This is a genomic window from Acinetobacter sp. YH12233, from assembly GCF_013417725.1.
Classification (GTDB): Bacteria; Pseudomonadota; Gammaproteobacteria; order Pseudomonadales; family Moraxellaceae; genus Acinetobacter.
Genome location: NZ_VPDK01000005.1, coordinates 36,329 through 61,440, shown reverse-complemented (window position 1 = coordinate 61,440; position 25,112 = coordinate 36,329). Strand labels below are relative to the sequence as shown.

Below are 25,112 nucleotides of genomic sequence, written 5' to 3'. Positions count from 1 at the left end.
TTCAAATCTTCAAATCTTCAAATCTTCAAATCTTCAAATCTTCAAATCTTCAAATCTTCAAATCTTCAAATTACCTTAATAAAAAAACAATATTTCAATCATCTTGGCCTTGCCACAACACGCCTGTGACACAGTTATTTTTCTTCATTACATTATTAACCCAGAAAAACCCAAAGCCTGAAAACCCTTACACACAGCCAATTTTTTAGGGCTTAGACTGAGGTCTCTCAACTTCTATAAATAGGGCAATTAGAATGAGTAACTTTAATACAAATGACATCAAAGAACATGCTTCAGTAATTGCTTCAGATGGTACTCAAGTTGGTAAAGTGGATCATTTAGAAGGTCAGGACAAGATTAAATTGACAAGAAGTGATGACGAGAATAATGAGCATCATCTGATCCCGGTCAGCTGGGTAAGCGAAGTGAAAGATGACAGCGTGATCTTGAATAAAACAGCAGAAGATGTGCACAAAGAATGGACCACGGTATAAGCATGATCGTTGCCTGACTTGTTCTGGTTTGGCTTAAATAGTCAAACTGGATGTAAGTTTAAAATAGGCAAGTCTGATCTGTTAAAGTGGTAAATGCCAGCCTGTTCGGCTGGCATTTCTTTTGTGTCATCAATCTGTTTATTTTAGTTTCATTTACTCATAGAGCAGATTAAGAACCTGCATAATTTTTTGAGCTAGATAATCTGTAGATGATAGAACGTCTAATAATTACTGAGAAAACTTATAAAATAGATCAATAAAAAAACCACCCGATCTTTTGATCGGATGGTTGTGGAGTGTTAAAGAAAATTAACTAGCTTGCTGATCAGCCTGAATCGCAGTTAAAGCAATGGTAAATACAATGTCATCGACCAGCGCACCACGTGACAGGTCATTCACCGGCTTGTTCAAGCCTTGCAGCATCGGACCGACACTCACGACATTTGCTGCACGTTGTACCGCTTTATAAGTGGTGTTACCAGTATTTAGATCAGGGAAGATAAACACATTGGCACGACCAGCGACTTGTGAATCTGGTGCTTTTTGACGACCCACACTTTCAACTGAAGCGGCATCGTATTGAAGTGGACCATCAATCAGCAGATCAGGACGACGCTGTTTGGCAATCTCAGTCGCTTTCGCCACTTTTTCTACATCTACACCTGTACCCGAAGTACCAGTAGAGTAAGAAATCATGGCAATACGTGGATCAATGCCAAAGGCTTTTGCAGAGTCAGCAGACTGAATTGCAATTTCAGCCAGTTGTTCAGCATCCGGATCTGGATTAATCGCACAGTCACCATAAACATAGACCTCATCTGGCAGCAGCATAAAGAACACAGAAGAAACCAGTGAATATTCAGGTGCTGTCTTGATCAACTGGAAAGCAGGACGAACGGTATTGGCAGTCGTATGTACTGCACCAGAAACCAGACCATCCACTTGATCAAGTGCCAGCATCATGGTACCGAGTACGACAGTATCCTGTAGCTGTTCACGCGCCTGCAATTCGTTGATTTTGCCTTTACGCAATTCAACCATTTTTTCGACATAATTCTCGCGAATCAGGTCTGGATCAATAATTTCAAGATCGTGCGGTAATTCAATATTGCGTGCTTTAGCAACTTCAACCACTTCTTCCGGTTTTGCCAGCAAGATACAGTGCGCAATCCCACGAGATTGACAGATCGCAGCCGCCTGAATGGTACGTGGCTCATCACCTTCCGGAAGCACAATACGTTTTTTCGCAGTAATCGATTTTTGTACCAGTTCATGACGGAATGCAGAAGGCGACAGACGTGGCTTGTAAGAACCATTGATTAGCTGTGCAATCCATTCTTCATTTAAATGACTGGACACAAAACGAGTGACCTGTTCAGCACGTTCAGTATCATCACATGGAATTTCATTGCTTAAATTGGCCAGACTTTGGGCAGTTTCAAAAGTGCTGAGTGGCGTATGCAGAATAGGCAGACCATGTTTGATTGCTGTCTGGCAGAACTCCAGTACTGCCGAATTTGGCTCATAATGTTCAGTCAGCACCAGACCTGCCAATGGAATGCCATTGCTGCTCGCCAGGCTACTTGCCAGCAGGACATCAATGCGGTCTGATGCACTGATAATCAGCTCGCCAGCCACGAATTTATGCAACTCATGTTCAATGTTGGACGCAATTAAACTGCTGTGTAAGACACGGCGCTGCTTTGCTTCACCCAAGTTCACCCAGTCTGCTGAAATATGCGCTGCCAGGTCAGAAATACGTGGCACACTTAAAGTATTACTGAATGGAACCAGACCAATGACTGGAAGCTTTTCAGAACCAATATGGGCATGGGTTTTTTGAATATCAGCTATAAATTTGTTGGTATCACTAATCAGACGTAAACCAGGATCAATGGTCACCGGGATATGGGCAGAATCTTCAGGTAAGCCTTTGGTGCGCATAAATAATACGCCAGCCATACGGGTAGAAGAGGACCCACCCAAATAACGTAATTGGCTTTCAACTTTTTCAGCTGCCACTTCAGGCTGGTTGATATCAGCATTGCTGACAATAATGACTTTGGCATCTAGTGCCTGTGCCAAGGCTGCATTAAAGCTTGGCGCAAAGGTATCACGGCTATTGGGTACCAAACCTTCAACAATAATCAGGTCGTGATTTTTGGCAATCTCACGATGCAGGCGTACTGCATCTTCAAGCAATTCATCTGTTTCACCCAGATTAAAGCGCTGAATCAGACTTTCATAAGCAATCGGTTCAACGGTTTCACTTTGGGATAAATGACGATAGAGTGCTGTAGTGCGATCTGTTTCCTGACTTTTTTCCTGTGAAAAAGGTTTCACAAAACCTGCTTTTACCCCTTGGCATTCTAAAGCATATACCAAACCTAAACAGGCTGAAGTTAAGCCGACGCCTTCCCCGGTCGGCACCAATAAAATCGTTTTCATAAGTAATATCAGTCGCGCAATAATAGAAATTAGGTAAAAGGGAACCGGGCTTGCTTATGCAAGCGCAGCTTCAGGTTCAGACTTTTTTGCAGTGGCTTGCTCCACTTCATGCTCTACCACAGAATGAGTTTCTTTCGCGATTCGGCCTTCTTCATCAGTTGGAACTACCCAGATTTGTGGGCCTGTACCATTATCGATCCGGCCTTCAGTACCGCGTTTCAAACTGCTATTAGCGTCTTTATCCAGGTTGAAACCGAAATGTGGTAAATAAGCCATGGTTTTTTCACGGATATACGCCGAGTTTTCACCAATACCACCGGTAAAGAACAGACCATCAATACGTGGCAGACCACAGCTTAAAGCAGCTAAAGATTTCGCCAGACGGTAGCAGAATACTTCAATCGCAAGAGTCGCATCTTCACTACCTTGTTCTGAGGCTTCAATCAGGGTACGCATGTCATTAGACAGGTTGTCAGACAAACCAAGCAAGCCACTTTCTTTATTCAGCATCTTGTCAATTTTATATACATCCCAGCCTAGGTTTGCAGCCAGGAAGCTATGCAAACTTGGATCAACATCACCACTACGAGTTCCCATCACCACACCTTCAAGTGGCGTCAGACCCATTGAGGTATCTACACTTTGGCCATTCCACACCGCACAGGTCGAACTACCATTACCGAGATGCGCTGTTAACCAGCCACCTTGCTTAAAGCTGCCCGCCAGTTCAGAACCGCGATCGGACACATAAGCATGGCTGGTGCCATGGAAACCATAACGACGTACGCCATATTCGGTATAAAGGAATTTAGGCAGGGCATAACGGTAAGCATATGCCGGCATGGTTTGATGGAAAGCAGTGTCGAATACTGCGACTTGTGGCAAGTCTGGGAATAAACGTTTAGTCGCTTCGATCCCGATCAGGTGAGCCGGGTTGTGCAAAGGCGCAAGTGGAGTTGCTTCGCGAATTTTTTCAATAATCTCGTCAGTAATTAGTTCAGCTTTGGTCAGGCTGCCGCCATGTACCACACGGTGACCAATCGCATCCGGCTTATAGTTCGCCAGACGCTCTAAACCTACTTCTAACGCTTTTTTATGATCTGCAAAAGGAATATGAATATCGACTGGTTCATTGCCGACAGTCACACCTTTAATACGGGCATTTTCTGTGCCTAAGTTCTCAGCTAAGCCGTGAATACGGAAATTCTTTTCTTCAAGCAATAGGGCAAACTTGATTGAAGAAGAGCCACAATTAATAACTAATACTGATTTAGACACGATTGTTTACCCGATTCTAATTAAAATTCTCATCCATTTCGTTGACCTGTCTGCTGGCAAAAGCGACACCAGATAGGTCTGTGATCATGTTTTAACATGGGTTTTTTTACTGTCCTAGATAGACTTTAGCCGATTAGACTTAAGCATTATCGACCATAGCGACAATAATAATTAAAATTTATCAGTTCATAGTTTTCATTTATAAATAAAATACTGCTAAAAAATGATCTATTTAACTGTAACTTATATTTCTTAAAAATAATGTTTATTTATTCCACCTTTTAGGTATGGATATGAAGAAATTATATGCAATTTTATAAAGGCTGCATATTTACTTGAACATGTCTTTTATTCATCTAATGCATAAAAAATCAGCCTTGCGAACAAGGCTGATTTTATTATCTATTTACTGGCGAATCTGACCATCGCCGAAGACTACCCATTTCTGGGAAGTCAGACCTTCTAAACCAACCGGGCCACGGGCATGAATCTTATCCGTCGAAATACCGATTTCCGCTCCTAGGCCATATTCGAAGCCGTCAGCAAAGCGGGTAGAGGCATTGATCATGACTGAACTCGAATCTACACCAGCTAAAAATTCACGAGCGATACTGTAATTTTCAGTGATGATTGAATCGGTATGATGCGAGCCATATTTATTGATATGTTCAATGGCTTCCTCAACACCCGATACGATTTTAACTGCCAGAATCGGACCTAGATACTCGGTGTACCAATCTTCTTCTGTTGCGGCAACTACCTGATTGCCCAAGATACGCTGGGTTTCACGACAACCACGAAGCTCTACCTGTTTTTCCTGATACAGCTCAGCAATTCGAGGCAGGAAATCTTCAGCCACTTTCTCATCAACCAGCAAAGTTTCCATGGCATTACATACGCCATAACGATGGGTTTTGGCATTCAAAGCAATGGGTAGGGCTTTGAGCAGATCAGCCTGTGCTTCGACATAGACATGACAATTCCCGTCCAGATGTTTAATCACAGGTACACGCGCTTCTTCAGTAATGCGTTCAATTAAGCCTTTACCACCACGCGGTACGATCACATCGACATATTCAGTCAGGGTAATCAGCTGGCCAACCGCAGCACGGTCAGTCGTATTGATCACCTGAACTGACGCTTCAGGTAAGCCTGCCACTTTTAAGCCATGCTGGATGGCAGTCGCAATGGCCTGGTTAGATTCCAGAGCTTCTGAACCGCCACGCAGAATAATCGCATTTCCAGATTTCAATGCCAGTGAAGCAGCTTCCAGAGTTACATTGGGACGTGATTCATAAATCATACCCACTACGCCCAAAGGCACACGCATCTTGCCAAGCTGAATGCCTGTAGGACGATAAGCCATATCGGTGATTTCACCAATTGGATCTTTCAGGCTGATCACATCTTTCAGGCCCTGTAACATACCTTTAAATCGTGCGGGGTTGAGTTCTAAGCGATCAAGCAGGGCACTGTCCAGATTGTTCTGGTGAGCTTTATTCATATCAATCTGGTTAGCAGCCAGAATAGCAGCCTGACTGTTTTCTAAAGCGGTATAAATTGCTGACAATGCACTGTTTTTAGTTTGGGTAGACGCACGAGCCAAAATGCGAGAAGCCTGGCGTGCCTGCTGTCCTACCGTTTGCATATATTGTTCAATAGACTCTTGCATAGCGGTTCAATCACTTAGAAATTTCACTTTGATATTAACAGTCTGATGCCGGACAATGAAGCCCAACACTTAAAAATCATAAGCTTTTCACTGTTTCTAAACATTTTGAAATTGTTTTATCTTTAAAAGCAGATAAGTGGTTGTCGAATCAGTTGCTTGTGAAAAGCCGCTCTGTATAGAATGAAATGTAGCGACATAGATGTCATTGATATAATTACTACAGCGCAGGATGCGTGTTCAGGATAATCGGAATAATCCTGAAGCATAAAATCTGTAAATAATGACTTGCACAATAAAAATAAGGCAAGGACGGAGGAAAGGAATATGAATTCCATTATCCAGATGGATGCCCAGGCATTGGACCAACATAGCCATTACGGTTTTTTTGATCTTTATGATAAGCACAGTTTCAAGCAACCAGCACGTACGACATGGATCGATGGCTGGAAAATCGAGTATATGGCCATTGCGCGTCCTGATACTTTGCATATGCGCCCAATGGTGATTATTGGGGGAGCTTTTCAGAACTTTAATTCTTACAAATATTGTGTAGAGCAGTTATTTGATGCGGGACCTATTATTTTAATTGATTTACCTTCCATGGGGGCCAACCAGCAAATTACTAACGTTGATACCGGCTTATCTGCAGGAACACTTGAACTGGAAGATCTGGCAGCGATGCTAGGCCAATGGCTGGAGCAGATGCAACTGCCTAAGGTGGCTATTCTAGGGATGTCTTTAGGTTCAGTGGTGGCTTCCTGTCTGGCAGATCAGCGTCCTGAACTGGTAGACCGTATGATTTTGATGGGTGTAATGCAGAAAACCCGCAAAAGCTGGCGCATGCTGCTGGAAGAATCTCTGCATTTAATGAAAGAACAGCGCATGGACGAATTTGGCCAAGCGGTGATTCTGTACTTGGTCAATCATGCACGTTTAAAAGAAACCCGCATGTCACCAACAGCAAAACGGCTGTTCTTTAAGCAGATGTCCGAGTTTACAGCGACAGAACAGGACCGCTATGACATCAACTGTAACCGTCTTTTAAGACTGACCAATGTACCGATTCCTCAATGCAAAGTTTTGGTGGCTTGCGGGCAGTATGACAGCTTTACCTTGCCGCATGAAAATGCCAATTTTGCCCTGCAATGTCCAAATATGCAGTATGTGCAGATTGCTTCTGCAGATCATGTACCTCAGTTACAGCGCCGTAAAGAAACCATGCATCTATTTGCAACTTTCCTGCGTGATGAACCGGTTGATCAGCTCGAAGGTATTATCCCGTTCACCCGTGAACAGATGCAGCAGATCGAACGACGTGGTGAAGAGCGGATTACGGTTCAGGATCCACAGCGTTATTTAAGTCATCGCCATTCTGATCTGGTGCTCAAGGCAGAAATTGTCGATATGAATTTCTTTGGAGTATTGCTGGAATTGGAGCCTGGATTAACCGATCAGGCAGCCGCATATCCACGTGATCTGGCTTTACATCTGGAAGATGAAGAAGGCGAGTTTAAGATCGAATGTTTAATCTTTGAGCATGATGGCACTCAGTTACGTGCTTTGTTCAAGCATGGCAGTTTTGATGTAGCAGAGCGTTTACTACGTTTTGTCCAGAAAGAGAAAGCACTTCAACAGGCTGAAGTATTCGATGCAGTCATTTAAACAATAGAATTCATAAAAAAACAGCGTAATTAAACGCTGTTTTTTTTCACCGCATGAATCATCCAGACTAAATCGCCCAAATGTTCATCCTGTTCATAATGAGGACTCTGCTGTCGAGGTTCTGCAAAATAACGTTGTGGCTGTTCGACCTCCACCCACATAAACCCAGCTTGCTGAAAAAACTGCTGTAGTTCTTGGGGCGATTTAAAATGAAAGGTGAATGCACTGCGTGAGATAAATTTTAGCAGACGACTACAGGCCCAGATAAAGCTTGCCAATCTGTTTTTGACTGGTTCAGGGTAAATATCACTGAGATAATGCACTTCACTGAAACCTTGACCATATTCGTTAATACCTTTGAGCAAGGTAAACAGCATTTTTTGATCAAAGTAATTGATCAGGCCTTCATTAATAATGACTAAAGGCTGCTGCGGGTCAAAGACTTTAAAAATATTCGCCAGTTCTGCACTAAAAATATCGCCGCTCAATACTTCCGGGGCATCCTGATCAATCTGCTGCAAAGCATTAGTTTTGATCTTGGCCATATCGGGCAGATCCAATTCCCGATAATTAATCCCGGGAAATTTCTGTCTAAAATTCCAGCTGCGTGGAGAAAGACCGCTGGCAATTTCCAGTACCTGTAATTGAGGATATTCACTAATTAACTGACCTAAGTGTTCGTCAATCATTTGATGACGCTGTTTCAGGGTGGTGCGCATACTGCCACCTACATGACGCTCAGCCCATGACTCCAATGGATGAACCAGTTTGGCAAGGAATTTACCTTTAGAGGTGGCAAATACCGGATGTGAAATCCCCATTTTGTACCAGATATAGCCGGTATAGTGTGCAGTAAAAGAAATATGGCGATGTTGTGAAAGAGATTCTGTCATGTCGTCCTGACCTTATTGTTGTTTTAATTCAATGCTGCTCATCAATATAGCAGTCTTTTCAACATGATAATAAAAAAGGAACACCTTGTCGTGTTCCTTTGTCGTATTCAGGTCATTTAAAAATTACAGAACCTGATCTTTAAACTGACTGATTTCATCACGGATCTGGCACCACTCATCTCCAAGATTCAGTTCAGTGCCGATCTGAATCTCTGCAATTTTTCCGCGCATGCGTTCCAGACGCTGCTGATTTGGCAGCGGTAGCTCCTGAATGCCTTCAAGTGCGATACACTGTGCTGCGCGATCATTGCAGACTAACCCCATATCACAACCTGCTTTCAATGCCGCCTGAATACGGGCATCGGCACCACCAGCCACACAGGCAGCCTGCATGCTTAAATCATCCGAGAACAGTACGCCGTCGAATCCAAGTTCTTGACGTAACACTTTCTGAATCCAGAATTCTGAAAAACCGGCTGGATTTGGATCAACCTGACTATAGATAACATGGGCAGGCATAAGCGCATCCAGTTGGGATTGTAACTGGATAAAAGTCTGCATATCCTTTTGCTGGATTTCTTCATAGCTGCGCATATCAATGGCAGCGGCCACATGCGAATCGGCCTTAACCGAACCATGTCCCGGGAAATGCTTACCGGTCGAAGCCATGCCAGCACGTTTCATACCTTTCAGAAAAGCACTAGCTAGTGGAATAATATCCTGAATATTTCTGGCAAAGCTACGGTCGCCAATCACATCACTAATATCATTCAGATCCAGTACAGGCGCAAAACTGAAGTCAATTCCGACAGCCAGTACTTCAGTCGCCATCAACCAGCCACATTTCTCGGCCAGTTCCAGCGCTTTTTCACGATCCGTCTGATAAAGCTCACCAAATTTGCCCATGGCAGGCAGCAGGGTAAAGCCCTGTTTCAGGCGCTGTACCCGGCCACCTTCCTGATCCACCGCAATCAGAATATCTGGACGGACCTGACGCATATGATCAGTCAAAGCGCGGACTTGGGCAGGAGATTCAATATTGCGACCGAATAAAATCACACCACCGACTTGTGGTGCACCCAAGAGTTCAATATCTTCTTGAGTAAGGGTAGTGCCTGCGATGTCGAGCATCAATGCGCCAATCATATGCGGAATCCATTTTAGAATTTTCGGGGAAAACAATACCTGAATTCTGCAATGATTTGCTACACTTTGTCAGCACAGAATATGATAAAACTACACGACATAAACATATTAAGTTGTTTAAGATGCTGAATACTTTAAGTTCTGCTCGAAAAGCAACACGGTCAAATTGGTCTTGAGGCCAAGGAAGTACGAATTATTTATGAAATTTCAAACAATAGCTTGTGCAGTTGCGATTGCGACAGGCGGATTATTTTTTACCCATGTGGTGAATGATGCAATTGCAGCTGATGGTAAAGAAGTAGTCAGCAAAGCAGTGCTTCAACCTTCTCAAGAACAGGCATTGGTATCCCGACAACTGGCAACTCTCGTTGATCGCCAACATTATTTGAATATGCGTCTGGATGCTCAGACTTCACAGCGTATCTTTGATTTTTATATTGATAGTCTGGATGCAGATCACAGTCTTTTTCTGGCATCTGAAATAGAAGATTATAAAAAACGCTATGGCGCTACTTTTGGTGCCAATCTGAAAGCTGGTAATTTGTCTGGCCCTTATGAAATTCATGCGCAGTATCGTGAGCGTTTAGCCCAGTTCTATACCTTTATGCTGGAAGAACTGAAAAAATCGCAAAATCTGAACCAGAAGAATGTATATATTGAAACGGATCGCGAAAAGGCGCCGTTCTTTAAAACTCAGGCTGAACAACGTGCTCACTGGTCAAAAATGCTGGTCTCTCAGCTGATTAACCTGACGATCAGTAAGGAAGAAGAGCAGGCCAAGCAAAATGCACTTAAAGCCAATCCTGAACTGGCGAATGGTCAGGACCTAACTGGGCCGGAAGATTTAACGCCTGCTCAAACCCTGACTAAGCGTTATACCCGTCAGTTAGAGCGTCTCAGCCGGATCAAGAGTGATGATGTGTTGGACAAAACCCTGAATGCGATGATGCTGACTTATGATCCGCACAGTAATTATTTCCCGCCTGTAGATGCGATGGAGCTGAACCGTCAGACTACATTGCAGCTGGAAGGGATTGGAGTGTCGATTCGCCCAGAACGTGGTAATGAAGATTACACCAAGATTGAAACCATTGTAGAAGGTGGGCCTGCCAGCAAATCAGGACAGGTAAAATCAGGTGACCGTATTGTTGGCGTTGCTCAAGACGGCGAACAGATGGTTGATGTAATCGGCTGGCCAAGCAATGAAATTGTTGGTCTGATTCGTGGTAAGCGCGGCACCAAAGTAACACTGAAGTTACTAGGCCCGGGTGCGACCATGGGACAGGCGCGTAATGTCAGTCTGGTACGTGATGTGATTCAGGAAGAAGATGCCGGGGTTAGAACCCGTACCGTTGAAATCCAGCGTGATGGTAAAAAATATCAATATGGTGTGATTGAAATTCCATCTTTCTATCTGAACTATCGTGCCCGTCGTGCGGGTACCGACTACCGTTCCGTATCAGAAGATACCAATAAGGCCCTGAAAGAGCTGGCTGCGAAGAATGTTGCCGGTATTATTGTAGACTTGCGCAATAACCCGGGTGGTTCACTTGAAGAAGTGGCACGTATGCTGGGACAGGTGATCAAGTCAGGTCCTGTGGTTCAGATTCGTGATGGTAACGGTAATGTCAGCGTCTTTGAAGATGATGATGGTGGTGCACAAACCTATGCCGGTCCATTGGCAGTAATGGTGAACCTGGCTTCTGCATCTGCAAGTGAAATTTATTCAGCAGCAATTCAGGATTATGAACGCGGTATCGTGATTGGTAGTACTACGACCGGTAAAGGAACTGCACAGGTTCAGCTAGATAGCTTGGCACATGGTCAGGCAACGCTGACTCAGCGTAAGTTCTACCGTGTGACCGGTGGTAGTACCCAAAACAAGGGCGTGATTCCGGATATCAAGCTGGTCGATATCTATAACGAAGAGTTTGGTGAACGTAAGGCTAAAAATGCCCTAGAGTGGGATACGATTCCAACTGCGCCATTTAAACGTGAAGGTGTGGTACAAAAATATGTACCGGAACTGGCCAAGTTATCTCAACAGCGTGTCGCTCAGAATCCTCAATTCAAGTATCTGGAACAGCGTACAGCGGCTATGAAAAAAGTCGAAGACCAAAAACGTGTAGTTCTGGATCTGGAACAGCGTAAAGCTGAGTTGCTGGATATCGAGCGTAAAGCTTTAGAAGCTGAAAATGCCCGCCGTGCTGCAACCGGCTTAAAACCTTATCCAAACTGGGAAAGTTATCAGGCATCTCTGGATGCCATGGTTGAAGCCCGGGCGAAAATGAAAGCCAAAGAACGTCCGGCATTACCGGAAGAAGAAGCTTTTGTGCTGGAAGCCGCACATGTCTTGGCTGACTATGCTCAAGTACAGTCAAAACAGTAACTTTAACATAAAGTAATATAAGTTCTAAAAACAGCCTATTTCGATAGGCTGTTTTTTTGTGCAAATAAAATGCAATATCAATTAAATATAAAGTGCTATGTAACAAAATAAAAAAGAAAAATTTGTGATTTATGTCGAATAAAAAAGCTGGAATATTAAATTTAATCAATTGATAAAATCTCAAAGACTTCTAATATATAAGCTGAATTTTTATTTTATCGATTCAGGGCAATTTTAAACTTCACTCCAGCTACTGAAGAGATAAAAATATTGCAATAAATTTTGTATATAGCTTCAAGTTTGAAGCAGTCGGGATGAACTCTGAAAAGAGTATTTTATTTTTTATAGGGCGTAAATTTAGCGGGGAATCGTGCGAATACAGCTGCGCAATAAAATAAAAATGATCGCCCAGATGGAACATTTTATATGATTCATGCTCATCATGATGTCAGTCTGCTCATTGGATCGATGGCTGTAGCATTTATTGCCTGCTATTTGACGCTTACGCTTGAGCAGATGCTATTTCGTAATGTATCGCTAAGGTTGAAAACCCTTATTTTACTGTTCAGCGGTGGCTTGCTGGGGCTAGCAATCTGGGGAATGCATTATGTCGGCATGACGGCAGCTCATTTTCCTGATGCTTATGATATAGATACTGCACTCACCTTAAGTTCTTATGTGATTGGCTTTGTGGGAGCAACCTTTGCCATCTGGCTCACCACCCGTAAAACTTTGCCTTGTGCCCGTCTGATTCTAGGGGCTGTCCTGATGGGGCTGGGTATGTCAGGAATGCACTATGTGGGCATGCTGGGTTTGAATGTGAAAAATCATGTGACTGCCTATCACCCTTTATTAATGATCTGTTCGATTCTGATTGCGACAAGTGGGGCGGGACTCAGTTTCTGGGTGGCATTCAAATATCGACAGGCAGTGCAAAGTACGATCCGGATGAAGCTCGTGGTCGCAAGTATGCTCACGTTGACCATTGTCGGGATGCATTATACGGGAATGGCGGCACTCAGTTTTTATGAAAATGCCCATCCATTGAGCCAGATCAGTCATTCCCACTATGACTTGCTATTTTCAGTCATCCTGATTAGTTGTCTGGTACTGGTGACTGCATTTGGCGTAGCCATGCTGGAGTTACGCTTTGAATCACGTAACCGTCAGCTGATGCTGGCCAATAAAGAGCTGGCGAATCAGGCGATTCAGGATAATCTCACCAAACTGCCAAACCGTTTATATCTGGTCAAATATGCACAATTGCTGTTTTCTGGCCGGCAGCAAGATGCTCAGCATGAAATCGCTTTTTTATATATTGATTTGGATCGCTTTAAAGCCGTGAATGATGTGTTTGGCCATCACGTTGGGGATCAGCTACTGATTCAGCTGGCTTATCGTATTCATCAAATTCTGGGAGATGATTCCAAACTGCTGCGGATCGGTGGCGATGAATTTCTGCTGGTGCTGGAAAATACTACAGTAGAGCAGGCCTCGAAAATATCAGAAAAGATTCTGGAACTGATTCAGGAAAGTTTCCAGATCAGTGGCAAGACCATCAATATCTCGGGCAGTATCGGGATCGCCATGTATCCGAAGCATGGCCAGAATCTGCAGGATCTGCTGATCAATGCAGATGCCGCCATGTTGACTTCCAAGTATCAGGGACGGAATACCTATTCTGTTTTTAATTTCTCGACCGATCAGCATGAAAGCAAAAGCCAGAGTAAACTGATCAATGATCTGTATAAGGCAGTAGAAGAACAGCAATTTATCTTGGTTTATCAGCCAAAATTTACCCATGATGAGCAGATCTGTGGTGTAGAAGCGCTAATCCGCTGGAAGCACCCATTGCATGGTTTGCTGGGTCCGAATATGTTTATTCCCGGAGCAGAAAAAACCGGTTTGATTATTCCGATGGGCTACTGGGCTCTAGAGCAGGCCTGCAAACAGATTCAGCTCTGGGAAGCTGATCATGCTGATTTTTTCCCGATCGGCGTCAATTTATCTGCGGTTCAGTTTGAGCATAAGCATCTGATCAGCACACTGGAACAACTTCTGAATCAATATAAAATTGATCCTCAACATTTGATGATCGAGATTACCGAATCGACTGCCATGCATCATATTGATTCGAGTATCCGGACTTTGCAGCAGTTGCGTCAAATGGGCATCCAGTTGGCGATTGATGATTTTGGTACCGGGCATTCTAGCTTCCTGTATTTAAAAAACCTGCCTGTCGATGAGCTGAAAATTGACAAGGAATTTATTCAGGGTCTGAGTGCAGGTTCCAAGGAAGAAATGATTCTTGAAAGTATTATTCAGCTGGCCATTAAACTCGGTTTAAAAGTGACAGCTGAAGGAATTGAAACTGTGCAGCAGGCAGAAATTTTAACCCGTTTGGGCTGTCAGCAGATGCAGGGCTATCTGCTGGGTAAACCGATGGATGTCGAGCAACTTGAAGCTAGGGCCTTTGTTTCTTGAACCCGGTAAATCACTATTTAGAATTTTTTATGATTAAACTAATCAATTGTAAATTATAAAATTTATGTGGTTATCGATTTATAATTTCTAGATTGGGTAGTGAATTAAATCCGTTAAATCGACGAGCCAAAAAAATATCAGTTCAACCAGAAAAGAGAATGGGAAACTGTGATTTCTCCAGTTTATAGGGCTGCTTATTGGCTCTAGAAATCTGCTACAATATCGTCAATTTTTCATATTGATCGTATTTGATCTTGAGCACTGCGGTTCTGCAGTAGGTATTTTCCATGAGTTTTAAAGATGAGTTAGCGGCACAGGTCGCTCAGCGACGTACATTCGCCATTATTTCCCACCCAAATGTTTGATATCTATTCAAGCCCATTCAACCTATTTCAAATATGATAATAAAAGCATTGTAAGTGCTGTAAAAATATAAAAATATTGATATTCTTTATCTGGTATATCTTTCAACCCCATTCAATAGATTTCAAGTCTAGTCAGTATGTTTGTGTACATATGTGTGTACACATTTTCTAGAATTTTCTATTTGAAAAAAATATGTACACAGGTGGAGTAAAATGCCTTTAACAGATACGTGGCTTAAGAAGAATCTAGATCGTGAACGTTCAGCTATACATACAGAGTCTGATCAAGATGGATTGAGCGTTCGTGTATCGCAAAAAGGAAAACTCACTTTTCAGATGCGTTTTCGATATAAAGATAAGCAAGCTCGTTTAGACTTGGGAACCTATCCAAATATGAGTCTTAAAGAAGCTCGTATTGAATTGCAGAAAATGAAAGCAATTTTAGAAAATGGACATGACCCGCGTATTCATAAAAAAGTAGAGCTTCACAAGATCACAGAGGCTATAACTTTTGAAGCGCTATTTCGTGAGTGGCATGCGAAATATAGTATTCCTAATAAAAAGAATGCAGATCAATATTTGAGATCATTTGAACTTTATGTTTTCCCAAAGTTAGGTAGCATACCTGCTGAGCAAATCACATTACATATGTGGTTAGATTTACTAGAAGAGCAATTTAAACAGTCGCCATCGATAACTGATCGCATTCTTACGAATACAAAGCAGTGTTTGGATTGGGGGATTAATCGAAAATTAATTGAGCAAAATCCCATAAGACATATCACTGGAAAGCGTGACTTAAATATTAAGAAAAATAAAACTGTTCGAGTATTACAAGATGATGAGTTGTCTTTAATTTTTAAAATTTGTGATGAGTCTAGAACATCATTAAGGAATGTTTTATTTCTCAAGTTATGTTTGTTTTATGGTAATCGATATAGTGAGTTGAGGCTTGCACGGAAATCAGATTTTGATTTTAGTAAAAATACATGGACAGTACCGTATGAAAATCATAAGACAGGAGAAAGTAAAGGGGACATTGTTCGACCTATTATTGATGAGATCAAACCGTGGCTTCAGTCTGCAATGGATTTGAGTAATTCTGAATACATTTTCCCACATGAAAATGGCAAAGAGCCAATGGGGCGTAGTGGGCCAACAGATACCCCTTATAACTTCATGCAATTTGCAAGGAAGAATTATAAAATTGAAATGGATCATTGGTCTATGCATGATTTACGGCGTACAGCAAGGACAAATTTCAGTGCGTTTACAAGTAGGGATGTTGCGGAACTGATGGTTGGTCATGTGATGCCTGGGGAACAGGGGACATATGACTATTATGATTATCAAAAAGAGATGTCGAAGGCTTATAAAAAATGGTGGAAAAAATTAAGTAATCTGTCTATCTAGACAGATTACTCATTTGGTTGTTATTGAAATATTTGATTAGCCATTCGTTAAACGTTTCTTCATCCCAAAGGCTAGTAGAGCCAGCGCATTTCTTAATAGGTTGAGGCATTGGTTGCTCGAACATTTTTTGATTAGGTTGTTGGTAACGCCATAAAGTCGATGCAGAGCAATTTTTGAGTTTGTGGCGAATTTCTTTAGATGTTAAGTAGCCCATATCTTTGATCCTTTTGTGATTATCGCAATTAGATAAAAGAACTAATTTTTTAACCTTAAATATTGGCTGGAGATCAACCTATAATGTTAAAACTATTAGATCAGTTCATTGATGGGGTAACTATAAAATTTAAAAAATTGTAAAAGTAGATTGGTACTAGCTTTTAAAAATATAGTAGTATTATGCTATGTAATTATCTGTATTTTAATGAATTATGATTGATAAAAAATTATCAAGGTTAGAGCAGCTTGAGCAGGATATATGGTTAAACTTTTGTTACTACTATGAGTGTGAATTGAATAATGAATTAATAGAAACGGAGAATCAATCATATATTGATCAAAAAGAAAAAATCATAAAAAGAATGCAGCAGAATGATTTTCAATTGAGTGAGCAGTCAGCTTTTCATTTAGAAATGATGGGGGATGTGGTTTCAATCCCTTTCAAGCCATTCCAGATTGCACAGCTTTTAATGCAGATAAATACATTAAGACCTGAGGTGAATAACTTGCCTGCCAAAATTTTCCAAAGGCAATATTCAGATATTTTAATTGCTTATGTGCAAATTCTTGGTGGGGTGGAGTTTATTCAGAACCGTACACTTGCCAAAAGTGCAAAGGCAATCATTGCAGTCAAAGCTCGTTACGACAAGCATTTATATCCAAGACGGGAAATTTTATATCGCACTTTAAGAGAGCAGGTGGCGCGTCGTGGCAAATGGGTTAATTTGAATCAAGCTGTTCATTTTGTGCTTGATGATCTGGTCAAAGCTTTTGAGGTTTACGATATTGAATGGCTTCAGTCTGAACTTGTGCTTAAGCAAAAAATGCTCAGTGAATTAGAGCAGGAGAGTAAGCAGTTGTATGCTAAAGCTCAGTCAGATGGCGTGCGAAGAAAGCCAGCATCAATTGGGAAAAAAATAGAAAAATTACAGCTCGAACTTAACAATCTTAATCAGATACTGAAAGCAAAATATCCTTCTAAAGAGATGGAAAAGTTTGGGTATAAGATGCCTTACAGTGGTGGATACATTGCCGAAACCATCATTCATGAGCTCCGAACTCAGCCTGATATATTGAAAGAAATCTTGTTCTAAAAGTTTGTTTTAAGCTGTACCTGTAAAATATATCTAATGAAAATTTGGCTGAATTATATGAATCACAAGCCTTACAAAGATTGGATAATAAGCTAATAATTTTGGTAATATGATCTACAAATTTGATCTATAAAAATAGTTGAAATGCAGGTGTAGTAATGTCTTTAGTTTATTTCAGTGACAAAATAATTAAAAATATTTTTCACAACCTTGGCATCGACCTGAATCGCAGCGGTTTTCTGAAACACAGGGATGAGTTGAATCTGGGAATTTTATTGGAATTGATACTGTTTATAAGATCACTAGATAAGATGAAAGGACATTATTTTTTAATCACATGGAATAAGTTCTATTTTCCAGTTTCTGCTTATAAGTTTTATCCTTTTAAATTTCTTAGTAATGATCTTGGTCTGAAGAATACCCGTAGGATGCATATTGATAATGCGGAATATAAAGTCAATTTATTTGAGTCGACATCACGGGTGGAGTTGTATTACGAGGTTCTCGATTTACATATTAAAAATGAGAAATTAGTGAGGTTGCATGAACAATTAAGTCCCACTCTGAATGAAAGGAGCAAGCCTACACAATTTAACGTTTTGCCTGCGAATTTCTTCCCTGATGTGTTTAGTGACATGAGTGTCGAAAATATTGCTTATATGGATGAATTTCTTGAAAAGTTCAGAAACCATGAGGAATTTATAAAGCGAAAAAATGAAGAAAATAAGGCTGTCAAAAAATTTCATGAATATTGCCAATATTTTAATAATGTGATGAATCTGAGTGCTAGAAGTTTTATTTTTACCATTGAGTTTCTGATGCATGGACAGCAAAAATTATACGATGATAGCTTCATTAATCTAAAAAAAGACTTTATGAACGCAATGAGGGGCTACAGGCAACTTGCTCAGATTTCAGGGTATTTGGGGTTCTGGGATTTAGCAGAAGACAATAAATTATGCTTCAGAATGATGTTTATTGTGCCAGATATTGGCATTGAAGCAGAAGAATGGATTGAAGATATCTGCTATTACTGGGAAAACGTTTATTTCGATAAAATTAGAGAAGAAAAAAAATATCAATTTACAGGCACAGATGCGATAAGATTTGAAGCGGTTGAGCTGCCAGTTGCATGGTCACATAAAAAACTTATCTCCCATTTTTTAGCAGTCGGCAAGAATAATCAGAATATGAAAAGGCTGATTTGTGAACATGCTGTTGCTTACATCGTACTATCTGAATTTTTTTACTGCCCATTCGAGCTTCAGCTATACCTGAAATCCATTAAGATGATTTCTGAGGAACAGTCTGAAGTGGATCAAGTGTTACGTCTTGAGGGGAAAAGAATGTACAGGGTGTTCAGAGGAAGCCTGCCAAAAAATAAAAATTAGTGTAACTTTAGCCTAAGCAAAATCCGATAGATTGGCGATGAGCGTTATGTAGATGAACGAACTTATCGAAACTACAGTGTAGAGTGCTTAACAGGTAATATATATTATTAACTATAAGTAATATATAAGTAATATATCAAACATAAACAATATCTTATCTAGTTGAGTGAGGCACTTAGCACAGTATAGCCCATACTCAAATGGGCTATAGACTATGTATCAATAACACAGTATTAAAATATTCAGAACTAACCCTATAGTATGTTCCAAAGTCTATGAGCATATTCAGCTAAGCAGGATGATCACAACATCCTGCTTTAGAAACAAGATCAGTAAAAAAATATATTCCTCACTTACATATGAACCTTATGTTTCAGTGAGAACCTAAATGTACCAGAATATTCAATATGATCAGCTTTACCATGAAGCAGAAGTATTGGCAGCAGTAGACCATTTCATTCAAGAAGTTTGCTTAGGTAGTTATGATTTATATCATCAAAACCTGATGATAGACCTACAAAAATTAGTTCAGTCATTTAAGCCAATCTATAACGCTAATTTTTTCTATTGCAATACAGTGCAGATATTCATTGAGGTGGTGAACATCGTTGATCACACACTCCGTCTAATGCCACAGGCAGACCATGATTTTATAGTCTGTATTGATGATATGACAGTCTGGCATATTCTAACTTATATCCAATCATTATCAGGCTGTGTAAAACAGCAACTGATTGATTTTCAACAACGTGAATTAGAGAATCAGCATAGCCTTTTTGATTATACATCCACACTCATTCATCATTATGCGAGAACACTGGTGGTTCGAGTGGATTTATCTATCAAGAAAGAATATCAAGCCTTATACAACATCCAAGTGTTCAATAAAGCGCTAGAAACATTGCTACGGCGTATAGCCGATCAAGATACTTGTTTTAGTGGGTTATATGGTTATGCATGGGCATTAGAGCATGGGGTTAGTAAGGGCTACCATTGCCATCTTTTGCTTATGTACGATGGAAATATGCATCAATGTGGTTTTGAAATGGGGCAGTGGATAGGTGAGTGCTGGAAGCAGATTACACACGGATATGGTTATATTTTTAACTGTAACCATTCCGACTATATGGCGATCTATGAAGCGATGGGGACTTTAGGGATTGGTATGATTCATCGTAACAATGCCAGTGAAGTCTATAACTTTTTTAATTATATTGTCCCTTATTTGGTGAATGGCGAAAAAGAACAGCAGCATCTCCGAGTGAAAGATTCAGCCTATATGCGTAGTTTTGGCAGAGGGGTGGCTAATTCGAAAAATCGTAGAGGAATGGATTAATCTCATTTAAGAGGAGAGCAGCTGAATAAATCAGCTGCTCTCCTTGTTGGGACTATTGTAAAACTTTTAAAGGATTAAAATGTAATACAGGAACTCCCAAATTAGTTCCTTTTCCAGTGCCTGATCATCACGGTATTTCAGCAAGTAAGAAACGCTGGAGTAAATGTACAGAATATGGATTTAATGATTTCACTCCCTTATATTTTGGGACGAATAACAACGAACCAAATGAATAATAGAATCAAAATACCACCGATGATTTTCCCTACTGTTGGAAACATTACCGCAGGCCAAACTAAGCCTTGTCCTAAATTGTAGGTAAATGGCTTATAGTTATACTGTCCCCAAAAGTGTTGATAGACGGCAAAGAAAAAACCAATCACTAAGTAGCCACTGATCACCCATGATTTAATATTTGAACTCATTTACTTTCCCCCAGCGGCAAATTTTGCCAATGCTATAAAAATTCCCATTAGGATCATGAAGCCAATAAATGGCAATCCTAAAAAGCAAATCACTGCAATAATGCAGATAATGCCTGCAAGTGTTCTCATGGCTATTCCTTCATGCACTGATAGGAAGAATTGACCATATCCATTTGGAAAGATTCAGATTGCTGTAAGGTGTATAGATTGTTTTTGAGTCCATCCTCTCCATATTTACTTTCGAGTTTGTCATAAATACATGAGCAGGTACTGCCATCAATCCCGCCTGTTTTACAACCACTGATAAATTGACGTTCAGTTTTACTAGCACAGCCTGATGCCATAAGTGCAAGTGTGATGAATGCAAGTGAAGTAAGAATTTTCATCATTCCCCCTAATTTTTATTGTGTTATTTGGTGTGTAATAAATTTTGCTGTATGGACTAAAGTGTAGATGCAGCAAAGCCTTCCAAAGCTAGATAGCATTTAGATCAGTCAAGTAAGCAAAAAATTATGAAAGCTGCTAATGCGGCAAGGAAATATAAAATCGTTTTAGGGAAAACAATAAAGATAGAAAATGCTTAGTCATGGGTATGACTCCTTTGGCTATGAAAGAAGTTTCACCGCATTACTGCTAAATAATGGTGGCGAAACGAAAGAGGGTTAGCAGACTGATAGCCAATGGATCAGCACACCCGAAGGTGTCCCCCTCCCGTTCCGCCGCAGAGGGGGCACGCAGGGATTCCCACCAAAAAGTTAAACTTTTTAGTGTATGGCTAAACGGTCTGCTAAAACCGACTGACGATGTAGGTCAGCAGTTGAATGATAAAATTAAGGTTTAAGTTAGTCAATCAAGCAATATTAAAAAAACAAGTAAAATCAAAGGTAGATATGCTATTTGTGGTAAATGCCCAATTGTATTGGGCATTATGATTGAATCAAAAACTATTATTTTTTATTTGGAAGGCTAGAAGTAAATGCCTCTTGAGGAATCGGTATCTTACGTGATTTAAATATTCTTTCAGATTCAGGTATTTGTTGCATTTGATCTTTCATCCACTCTTGAGACATAACGGGATGATTACTTAATTTTTTCATAGAGGCTTCAGGGTGGAATGGAACTTTAGCCACCTGTGCTGGGAATATCCCCAGTTTATTTAGTTCAGCCTCATAATGATTTTTAAGATCTAGTGTGCTTTGTAGTTGTTCCTTGAGTGCTTTAATTTCATTTTGCAAATTAGAAATAATTGCATCCTGACCTAACTCTATTGGAGCTTTGATCGGTTTAGTATTTTTAAGTGCCTGAAGAGAAAGCTCTTCATCAATAATTCCTCTTTTTATTGGTATTAGCATCCCTGTTTTCTTTGCGTATGTAATTTGTGCTTGGGTATAGCCATATTTATCACAGAAGTCAGTAATACGAATGTTGGTCATGAGCTTAAGAATTCCCAATTGATTGCGATGAAGTAATTATCTGATAATGTCTTTTATTATAAATTAGACATATAAAAATTATCTGATAATTATCTTATTCTAAATTATTTCAGATATATAACATCCTAATGAGAATCATGAAGCTCTTTAGAGTACACATGAAAAATGAATATCAAGCCTGCCATCGTGCAGGCTTTTTTATGCCCAAAATTTAGGAGTCAAGTCATGAGCTTGAATTGTCCCTTTTGTCATTCAACCGACATCATGATTGTTGAAGCGAATGCGCAACAAGCAAATTCAACATTATCAAATCTTGCATCACCCGCAGCTTTAGGGGCCTTAGGCACAACCGTTGCGAAGTCTTTGAATTTGCCTCCCATCGTTGGAGGAATTGCAGGAACTGTACTTGGTGGTTTGTTTAATTCTTTTACAGAACAAAGCACACCTCCACAGCAAAGTTTGTGCTTCTGTCATAACTGCTACCAAAAATTTCCAACGCATCTTCTGCACTAAAGATCGTTGGTATTAACACAGAATCAAATTTCAAATTAAAAGGAATACAACCATGGCACATCAACTTGAACAAATGGCTTATGTCGGTGAAACCCCTTGGCATGGACTAGGAAATCAACTAAGTCAAAACCAACCGATTGAGGTCTGGGCACAGCAGGCAGGCATGGACTGGCGTATCGAGTCATCTAATGTCAGTTATATGGCACAGAATGAACGTGGGCAAAGCATCATCATGCCGTATGAAGACCAGCGTGTACTGTACCGTTCTGATACTCATGCACCCTTGTCAGTGGTCAGTCAACGTTTTCAGGAAGTCCAACCTCGCGAGATCTTAGAGTTCTATCGTGATCTAACTGAACAATCAGGCTTTGAATTGGAAACCGCAGGCGTGCTTAAAGGTGGTAAGAAGTTCTGGGCGCTGGCACGTACAGATCAATCTACTGCACTTAAAGGCAAGGATGTCAGTAATGGCTACATTCTGTTGGCAACCGCTTGTGATGGCACCTTGGCAACTACGGCACAATTCACTTCCATTCGTGTTGTCTGCAACAACACCTTGGCGATTGCTTTACGTGGTCAGAACAGTAATGCAAGTGTAGTGAAAGTTCCGCATAGCACCAAGTTTGATGCAGATAAGGTCAAACAGCAATTGGGTATTTCAGTTCGTGCATGGGATGAACACATGTATGAGATGAAGCAGCTCAGTCAGCGTAAAGTCACCCAGTCTGAAGCCGCAGCCTATTTTGATGCGGTATTTAATAACACCACAATGAGTATTGCAGATCAGGAAGAAAATATTATTCAGTTCTACCGTGATGTTGCAACTCAGGCAGCACAGGCAAATGCCAAGGAAAAAGCTGAGCCAAATGCCAAGGCGATGACAAAAGCAATGGACATGTTTAATGGTCAGGGGCGTGGTGCAACACTTTCATCGTCTAAGGATACCGCTTACGGATTACTCTGTTCGATTACGGAGTTTATCGATCACGAGCGTCGTGCCATGAGTACAGATCATCGACTCGATTCAGCTTGGTTTGGTGCAGGAGCAGCGATCAAGCAACGTGGACTAGAACAGGCTTTACGCATGGTGTCATAGCGTAGAAGGTTAAGTTTTTGCAATGGAAAGTTAGACCTATCCTTTCGATTCTAAAGATAAATTTACATTTTAAAAATAATTAAACCACATCTTCGGGTGTGGTTTTTTTATGCCCTTTATTTGCCATCACCCATATAAAAATGAGGAATCCAATATGAATACAGCAATATTAAACCCATCCATTCAACAAGCAAGTAAACCCTTTAATGCTCCAAAATTGTTTACAGCAAAACGCTTGGTCAATACCAAAAATATGACTCAATCTGACTGGCTTGAGGTCAGACGACAAGGTGTTGGCAGTAGTGATTGTGCAGCAGCCTGTGGATTGAATCCCTATATGTCGATGCTCGAACTTTGGATGATCAAGACAGGGCGAGTCAAACAATCGATTGAAGATGAAAGTTCAGGTGTCGCTCCACTATATTGGGGTAAGCAGCTAGAGCCATTGGTCGCTGAGTACTACAGCATGCATACCAATAACAAGGTACGCAGAATCAATGCAGTGCTTCAGCATCCAGATCCTGATAAACATTTTATGCTTGCCAATCTGGACTACTCCGTTGTGGGTAGCAATGAAGTCCAAATTCTGGAATGCAAAACAGCAGGTGAGTACGGCGCAAAACTTTGGCGAGAGGGTGTGCCTTTATATGTCTTGTGTCAGGTACAACATCAATTGGCAGTGACAGGCAAACGCGCAGCACATGTTTGTGTGCTGATCTGTGGTCATGAAACCAAAATCTTCAAAGTGACGCGCTCCGAATCTGTGATCCAGCATATCATCAATGCAGAACGTTACTTATGGGATTGTGTGGAAAAAGATATACCACCTGATGTGGATGCCAGTGAGTCGGCAGCCAAAGCTATACAGCAGCTCTATCCGCAACATATTCCATTAACTGTTGAAGACTTGAGTCATAACGAACAAGCCAATCAATTGTTTGCTCAACTGATTCAAGAAAAGCATGACATTGAGCAGCATCAAAATAACTTTGATGAAATTAAGCATCAAATCCAGATGTTGATGAAGGATGCTGAACGAGCAACCTTTGCCAATGGTTCGGTGACGTGGAAGAAATCCAAAGATTCAATCAGTTTGGATAGCAAAGCCTTACTAAAACTTCATCCTGAAATGCTTGAGCAGTTTCCACAAAGTAAAGCAGGGACGCGACGTTTTCAGATATATACCGATGACTGAATCCATAACATCGATATTTCTAATCTTCCAAAAAGCGCAAAAAACCACCCCGATCCACCGACTCCCGAAGGAGCGGTGGACTAATAATGGCGGTCTTTGCATTTCATCTGATCTTTAAACGGTTTTGTATTTGCTTACATAACAAAGGGTCAACAGTAAAATTTTATTT

21 protein-coding genes and 1 pseudogene are annotated in these 25,112 nt (G+C 40.9%); 12 read left to right on the top strand and 10 right to left on the bottom strand.

All coding sequences use genetic code 11. From position 1 onward, the window contains the following. The first annotated feature begins 254 nt into the window (after positions 1-254). Entirely contained in the window at positions 255-494 is a 240-nt protein-coding gene (locus FTV12_RS03965) for a DUF2171 domain-containing protein (protein ID WP_166136309.1), read from the top strand. 309 nt (positions 495-803) lie between these two features. Here FTV12_RS03965 and pta read toward each other — a convergent pair whose 3' ends face one another. The 3 genes from pta to FTV12_RS03950 form a co-directional block, all read right to left on the bottom strand. Continuing rightward, positions 804-2,942, bottom strand: a complete 2,139-nt coding sequence (gene pta / locus FTV12_RS03960) for a phosphate acetyltransferase (protein WP_180033526.1) — start codon at positions 2,940-2,942, stop codon at positions 804-806. Positions 2,943-2,996: 54 nt separating this feature from the next. Then, positions 2,997-4,220: an acetate kinase gene (locus FTV12_RS03955; RefSeq protein WP_180033525.1), complete on the bottom strand. Its 1,224-nt coding sequence runs from the start codon at positions 4,218-4,220 to the stop codon at positions 2,997-2,999. Between the two features lie 406 nt (positions 4,221-4,626). After that, positions 4,627-5,892, bottom strand: coding sequence for a glutamate-5-semialdehyde dehydrogenase (locus FTV12_RS03950; protein WP_034703231.1), 1,266 nt, complete (start codon positions 5,890-5,892; stop codon positions 4,627-4,629). A gap of 324 nt (positions 5,893-6,216) precedes the next feature. Between FTV12_RS03950 and FTV12_RS03945 the strand changes: the two genes are divergently transcribed. Beyond that, positions 6,217-7,554 (top strand): alpha/beta fold hydrolase, encoded by a 1,338-nt coding sequence (locus FTV12_RS03945; RefSeq protein WP_180017227.1) that lies wholly within the window; start codon positions 6,217-6,219, stop codon positions 7,552-7,554. Between the two features lie 29 nt (positions 7,555-7,583). On the opposite strand, the gene FTV12_RS03940 is transcribed toward FTV12_RS03945, so the two are convergent. Both FTV12_RS03940 and nagZ read right to left on the bottom strand, forming a co-directional pair. Continuing rightward, a complete protein-coding gene (locus FTV12_RS03940) occupies positions 7,584-8,447 on the bottom strand; it encodes a class I SAM-dependent methyltransferase (protein ID WP_180033524.1) in 864 nt (287 codons plus the stop codon). A 123-nt stretch (positions 8,448-8,570) separates the two neighbouring features. Next, positions 8,571-9,593, bottom strand: a complete 1,023-nt coding sequence (nagZ, locus tag FTV12_RS03935) for a beta-N-acetylhexosaminidase (RefSeq protein WP_166136325.1) — start codon at positions 9,591-9,593, stop codon at positions 8,571-8,573. Between the two features lie 199 nt (positions 9,594-9,792). Here nagZ and FTV12_RS03930 point away from each other — a divergent pair, with 199 nt between their 5' ends. The 4 genes and pseudogenes from FTV12_RS03930 to FTV12_RS03920 all read left to right on the top strand — a co-directional run bounded on the left by FTV12_RS03930 (position 9,793) and on the right by FTV12_RS03920 (position 16,244). After that, entirely contained in the window at positions 9,793-11,982 is a 2,190-nt protein-coding gene (locus FTV12_RS03930) for a carboxy terminal-processing peptidase (protein ID WP_180033523.1), read from the top strand. Positions 11,983-12,408: 426 nt separating this feature from the next. Then, entirely contained in the window at positions 12,409-14,466 is a 2,058-nt protein-coding gene (locus tag FTV12_RS03925) for an EAL domain-containing protein (protein WP_159124225.1), read from the top strand. Positions 14,467-14,753: 287 nt separating this feature from the next. Next, positions 14,754-14,825 (top strand): annotated as a pseudogene (locus FTV12_RS16660) (hypothetical protein); the annotation flags it as partial. A gap of 219 nt (positions 14,826-15,044) precedes the next feature. Next, the gene (locus tag FTV12_RS03920; protein WP_179989914.1) at positions 15,045-16,244 is read left to right on the top strand and encodes an integrase arm-type DNA-binding domain-containing protein; all 1,200 of its coding nucleotides are present in this window, start codon (positions 15,045-15,047) and stop codon (positions 16,242-16,244) included. On the opposite strand, the gene FTV12_RS03915 is transcribed toward FTV12_RS03920, so the two are convergent. Then, positions 16,237-16,458 (bottom strand): hypothetical protein, encoded by a 222-nt coding sequence (locus tag FTV12_RS03915; protein WP_179989916.1) that lies wholly within the window; start codon positions 16,456-16,458, stop codon positions 16,237-16,239. The genes FTV12_RS03920 and FTV12_RS03915 overlap by 8 nt on opposite strands. 214 nt (positions 16,459-16,672) lie before the next feature. Here FTV12_RS03915 and FTV12_RS03910 point away from each other — a divergent pair, with 214 nt between their 5' ends. From FTV12_RS03910 to FTV12_RS03900, 3 genes are all read left to right on the top strand, one after another. Continuing rightward, the gene (locus tag FTV12_RS03910; RefSeq protein WP_179989918.1) at positions 16,673-17,554 is read left to right on the top strand and encodes a hypothetical protein; all 882 of its coding nucleotides are present in this window, start codon (positions 16,673-16,675) and stop codon (positions 17,552-17,554) included. A 158-nt stretch (positions 17,555-17,712) separates the two neighbouring features. Further along, complete coding sequence (locus tag FTV12_RS03905) at positions 17,713-18,945, top strand: hypothetical protein (protein ID WP_061518812.1); 1,233 nt, start codon at positions 17,713-17,715, stop codon at positions 18,943-18,945. A 388-nt stretch (positions 18,946-19,333) separates the two neighbouring features. Beyond that, entirely contained in the window at positions 19,334-20,281 is a 948-nt protein-coding gene (locus FTV12_RS03900) for an inovirus-type Gp2 protein (protein WP_179989920.1), read from the top strand. Between the two features lie 197 nt (positions 20,282-20,478). Here FTV12_RS03900 and FTV12_RS03895 read toward each other — a convergent pair whose 3' ends face one another. The 4 genes from FTV12_RS03895 to FTV12_RS03885 form a co-directional block, all read right to left on the bottom strand. Continuing rightward, the gene (locus tag FTV12_RS03895; protein WP_179989921.1) at positions 20,479-20,706 is read right to left on the bottom strand and encodes a hypothetical protein; all 228 of its coding nucleotides are present in this window, start codon (positions 20,704-20,706) and stop codon (positions 20,479-20,481) included. Continuing rightward, a complete protein-coding gene (locus FTV12_RS16500; protein ID WP_004992797.1) occupies positions 20,707-20,835 on the bottom strand; it encodes a hypothetical protein in 129 nt (42 codons plus the stop codon). Between the two features lie 2 nt (positions 20,836-20,837). Further along, positions 20,838-21,092 carry a hypothetical protein gene (locus tag FTV12_RS03890; protein WP_034681932.1) on the bottom strand — a complete coding sequence of 85 codons (255 nt, stop codon included), beginning with the start codon at positions 21,090-21,092 and terminating at the stop codon, positions 20,838-20,840. A 561-nt stretch (positions 21,093-21,653) separates the two neighbouring features. Next, complete coding sequence (locus FTV12_RS03885) at positions 21,654-22,139, bottom strand: hypothetical protein (RefSeq protein ID WP_034681928.1); 486 nt, start codon at positions 22,137-22,139, stop codon at positions 21,654-21,656. Positions 22,140-22,364: 225 nt separating this feature from the next. Here FTV12_RS03885 and FTV12_RS03880 point away from each other — a divergent pair, with 225 nt between their 5' ends. From FTV12_RS03880 to FTV12_RS03870, 3 genes are all read left to right on the top strand, one after another. Then, positions 22,365-22,652 carry a hypothetical protein gene (locus FTV12_RS03880; RefSeq protein ID WP_016654406.1) on the top strand — a complete coding sequence of 96 codons (288 nt, stop codon included), beginning with the start codon at positions 22,365-22,367 and terminating at the stop codon, positions 22,650-22,652. A gap of 52 nt (positions 22,653-22,704) precedes the next feature. Then, entirely contained in the window at positions 22,705-23,748 is a 1,044-nt protein-coding gene (locus FTV12_RS03875; RefSeq protein ID WP_180033522.1) for a DUF932 domain-containing protein, read from the top strand. 154 nt (positions 23,749-23,902) lie between these two features. After that, the gene (locus FTV12_RS03870; RefSeq protein WP_180033521.1) at positions 23,903-24,943 is read left to right on the top strand and encodes a YqaJ viral recombinase family protein; all 1,041 of its coding nucleotides are present in this window, start codon (positions 23,903-23,905) and stop codon (positions 24,941-24,943) included. Positions 24,944-25,112 lie beyond the last annotated feature (169 nt).

Bases quoted from the DNA above. Each gene is read 5' to 3' on its own strand.
- FTV12_RS03910 (WP_179989918.1), top strand. From the start codon at position 16,673: ATGATTGATAAAAAATTATCAAGGTTAGAGCAGCTTGAGCAGGATATA.
- FTV12_RS03940 (WP_180033524.1), bottom strand. From the start codon at position 8,447: ATGACAGAATCTCTTTCACAACATCGCCATATTTCTTTTACTGCACAC.
- FTV12_RS03905 (WP_061518812.1), top strand. From the start codon at position 17,713: ATGTCTTTAGTTTATTTCAGTGACAAAATAATTAAAAATATTTTTCAC.
- FTV12_RS03900 (WP_179989920.1), top strand. From the start codon at position 19,334: ATGTACCAGAATATTCAATATGATCAGCTTTACCATGAAGCAGAAGTA.
- FTV12_RS03885 (WP_034681928.1), bottom strand. From the start codon at position 22,139: ATGACCAACATTCGTATTACTGACTTCTGTGATAAATATGGCTATACC.
- FTV12_RS03880 (WP_016654406.1), top strand. From the start codon at position 22,365: ATGAGCTTGAATTGTCCCTTTTGTCATTCAACCGACATCATGATTGTT.
- FTV12_RS03915 (WP_179989916.1), bottom strand. From the start codon at position 16,458: ATGGGCTACTTAACATCTAAAGAAATTCGCCACAAACTCAAAAATTGC.
- FTV12_RS03875 (WP_180033522.1), top strand. From the start codon at position 22,705: ATGGCACATCAACTTGAACAAATGGCTTATGTCGGTGAAACCCCTTGG.
- FTV12_RS16500 (WP_004992797.1), bottom strand. From the start codon at position 20,835: ATGAGAACACTTGCAGGCATTATCTGCATTATTGCAGTGATTTGCTTT.
- FTV12_RS03870 (WP_180033521.1), top strand. From the start codon at position 23,903: ATGAATACAGCAATATTAAACCCATCCATTCAACAAGCAAGTAAACCC.
- FTV12_RS03945 (WP_180017227.1), top strand. From the start codon at position 6,217: ATGAATTCCATTATCCAGATGGATGCCCAGGCATTGGACCAACATAGC.
- FTV12_RS03920 (WP_179989914.1), top strand. From the start codon at position 15,045: ATGCCTTTAACAGATACGTGGCTTAAGAAGAATCTAGATCGTGAACGT.
- FTV12_RS03890 (WP_034681932.1), bottom strand. From the start codon at position 21,092: ATGAAAATTCTTACTTCACTTGCATTCATCACACTTGCACTTATGGCA.
- pta (WP_180033526.1), bottom strand. From the start codon at position 2,942: ATGAAAACGATTTTATTGGTGCCGACCGGGGAAGGCGTCGGCTTAACT.
- FTV12_RS03950 (WP_034703231.1), bottom strand. From the start codon at position 5,892: ATGCAAGAGTCTATTGAACAATATATGCAAACGGTAGGACAGCAGGCA.
- FTV12_RS03925 (WP_159124225.1), top strand. From the start codon at position 12,409: ATGATTCATGCTCATCATGATGTCAGTCTGCTCATTGGATCGATGGCT.
- FTV12_RS03965 (WP_166136309.1), top strand. From the start codon at position 255: ATGAGTAACTTTAATACAAATGACATCAAAGAACATGCTTCAGTAATT.
- FTV12_RS03895 (WP_179989921.1), bottom strand. From the start codon at position 20,706: ATGAGTTCAAATATTAAATCATGGGTGATCAGTGGCTACTTAGTGATT.
- nagZ (WP_166136325.1), bottom strand. From the start codon at position 9,593: ATGATTGGCGCATTGATGCTCGACATCGCAGGCACTACCCTTACTCAA.
- FTV12_RS03930 (WP_180033523.1), top strand. From the start codon at position 9,793: ATGAAATTTCAAACAATAGCTTGTGCAGTTGCGATTGCGACAGGCGGA.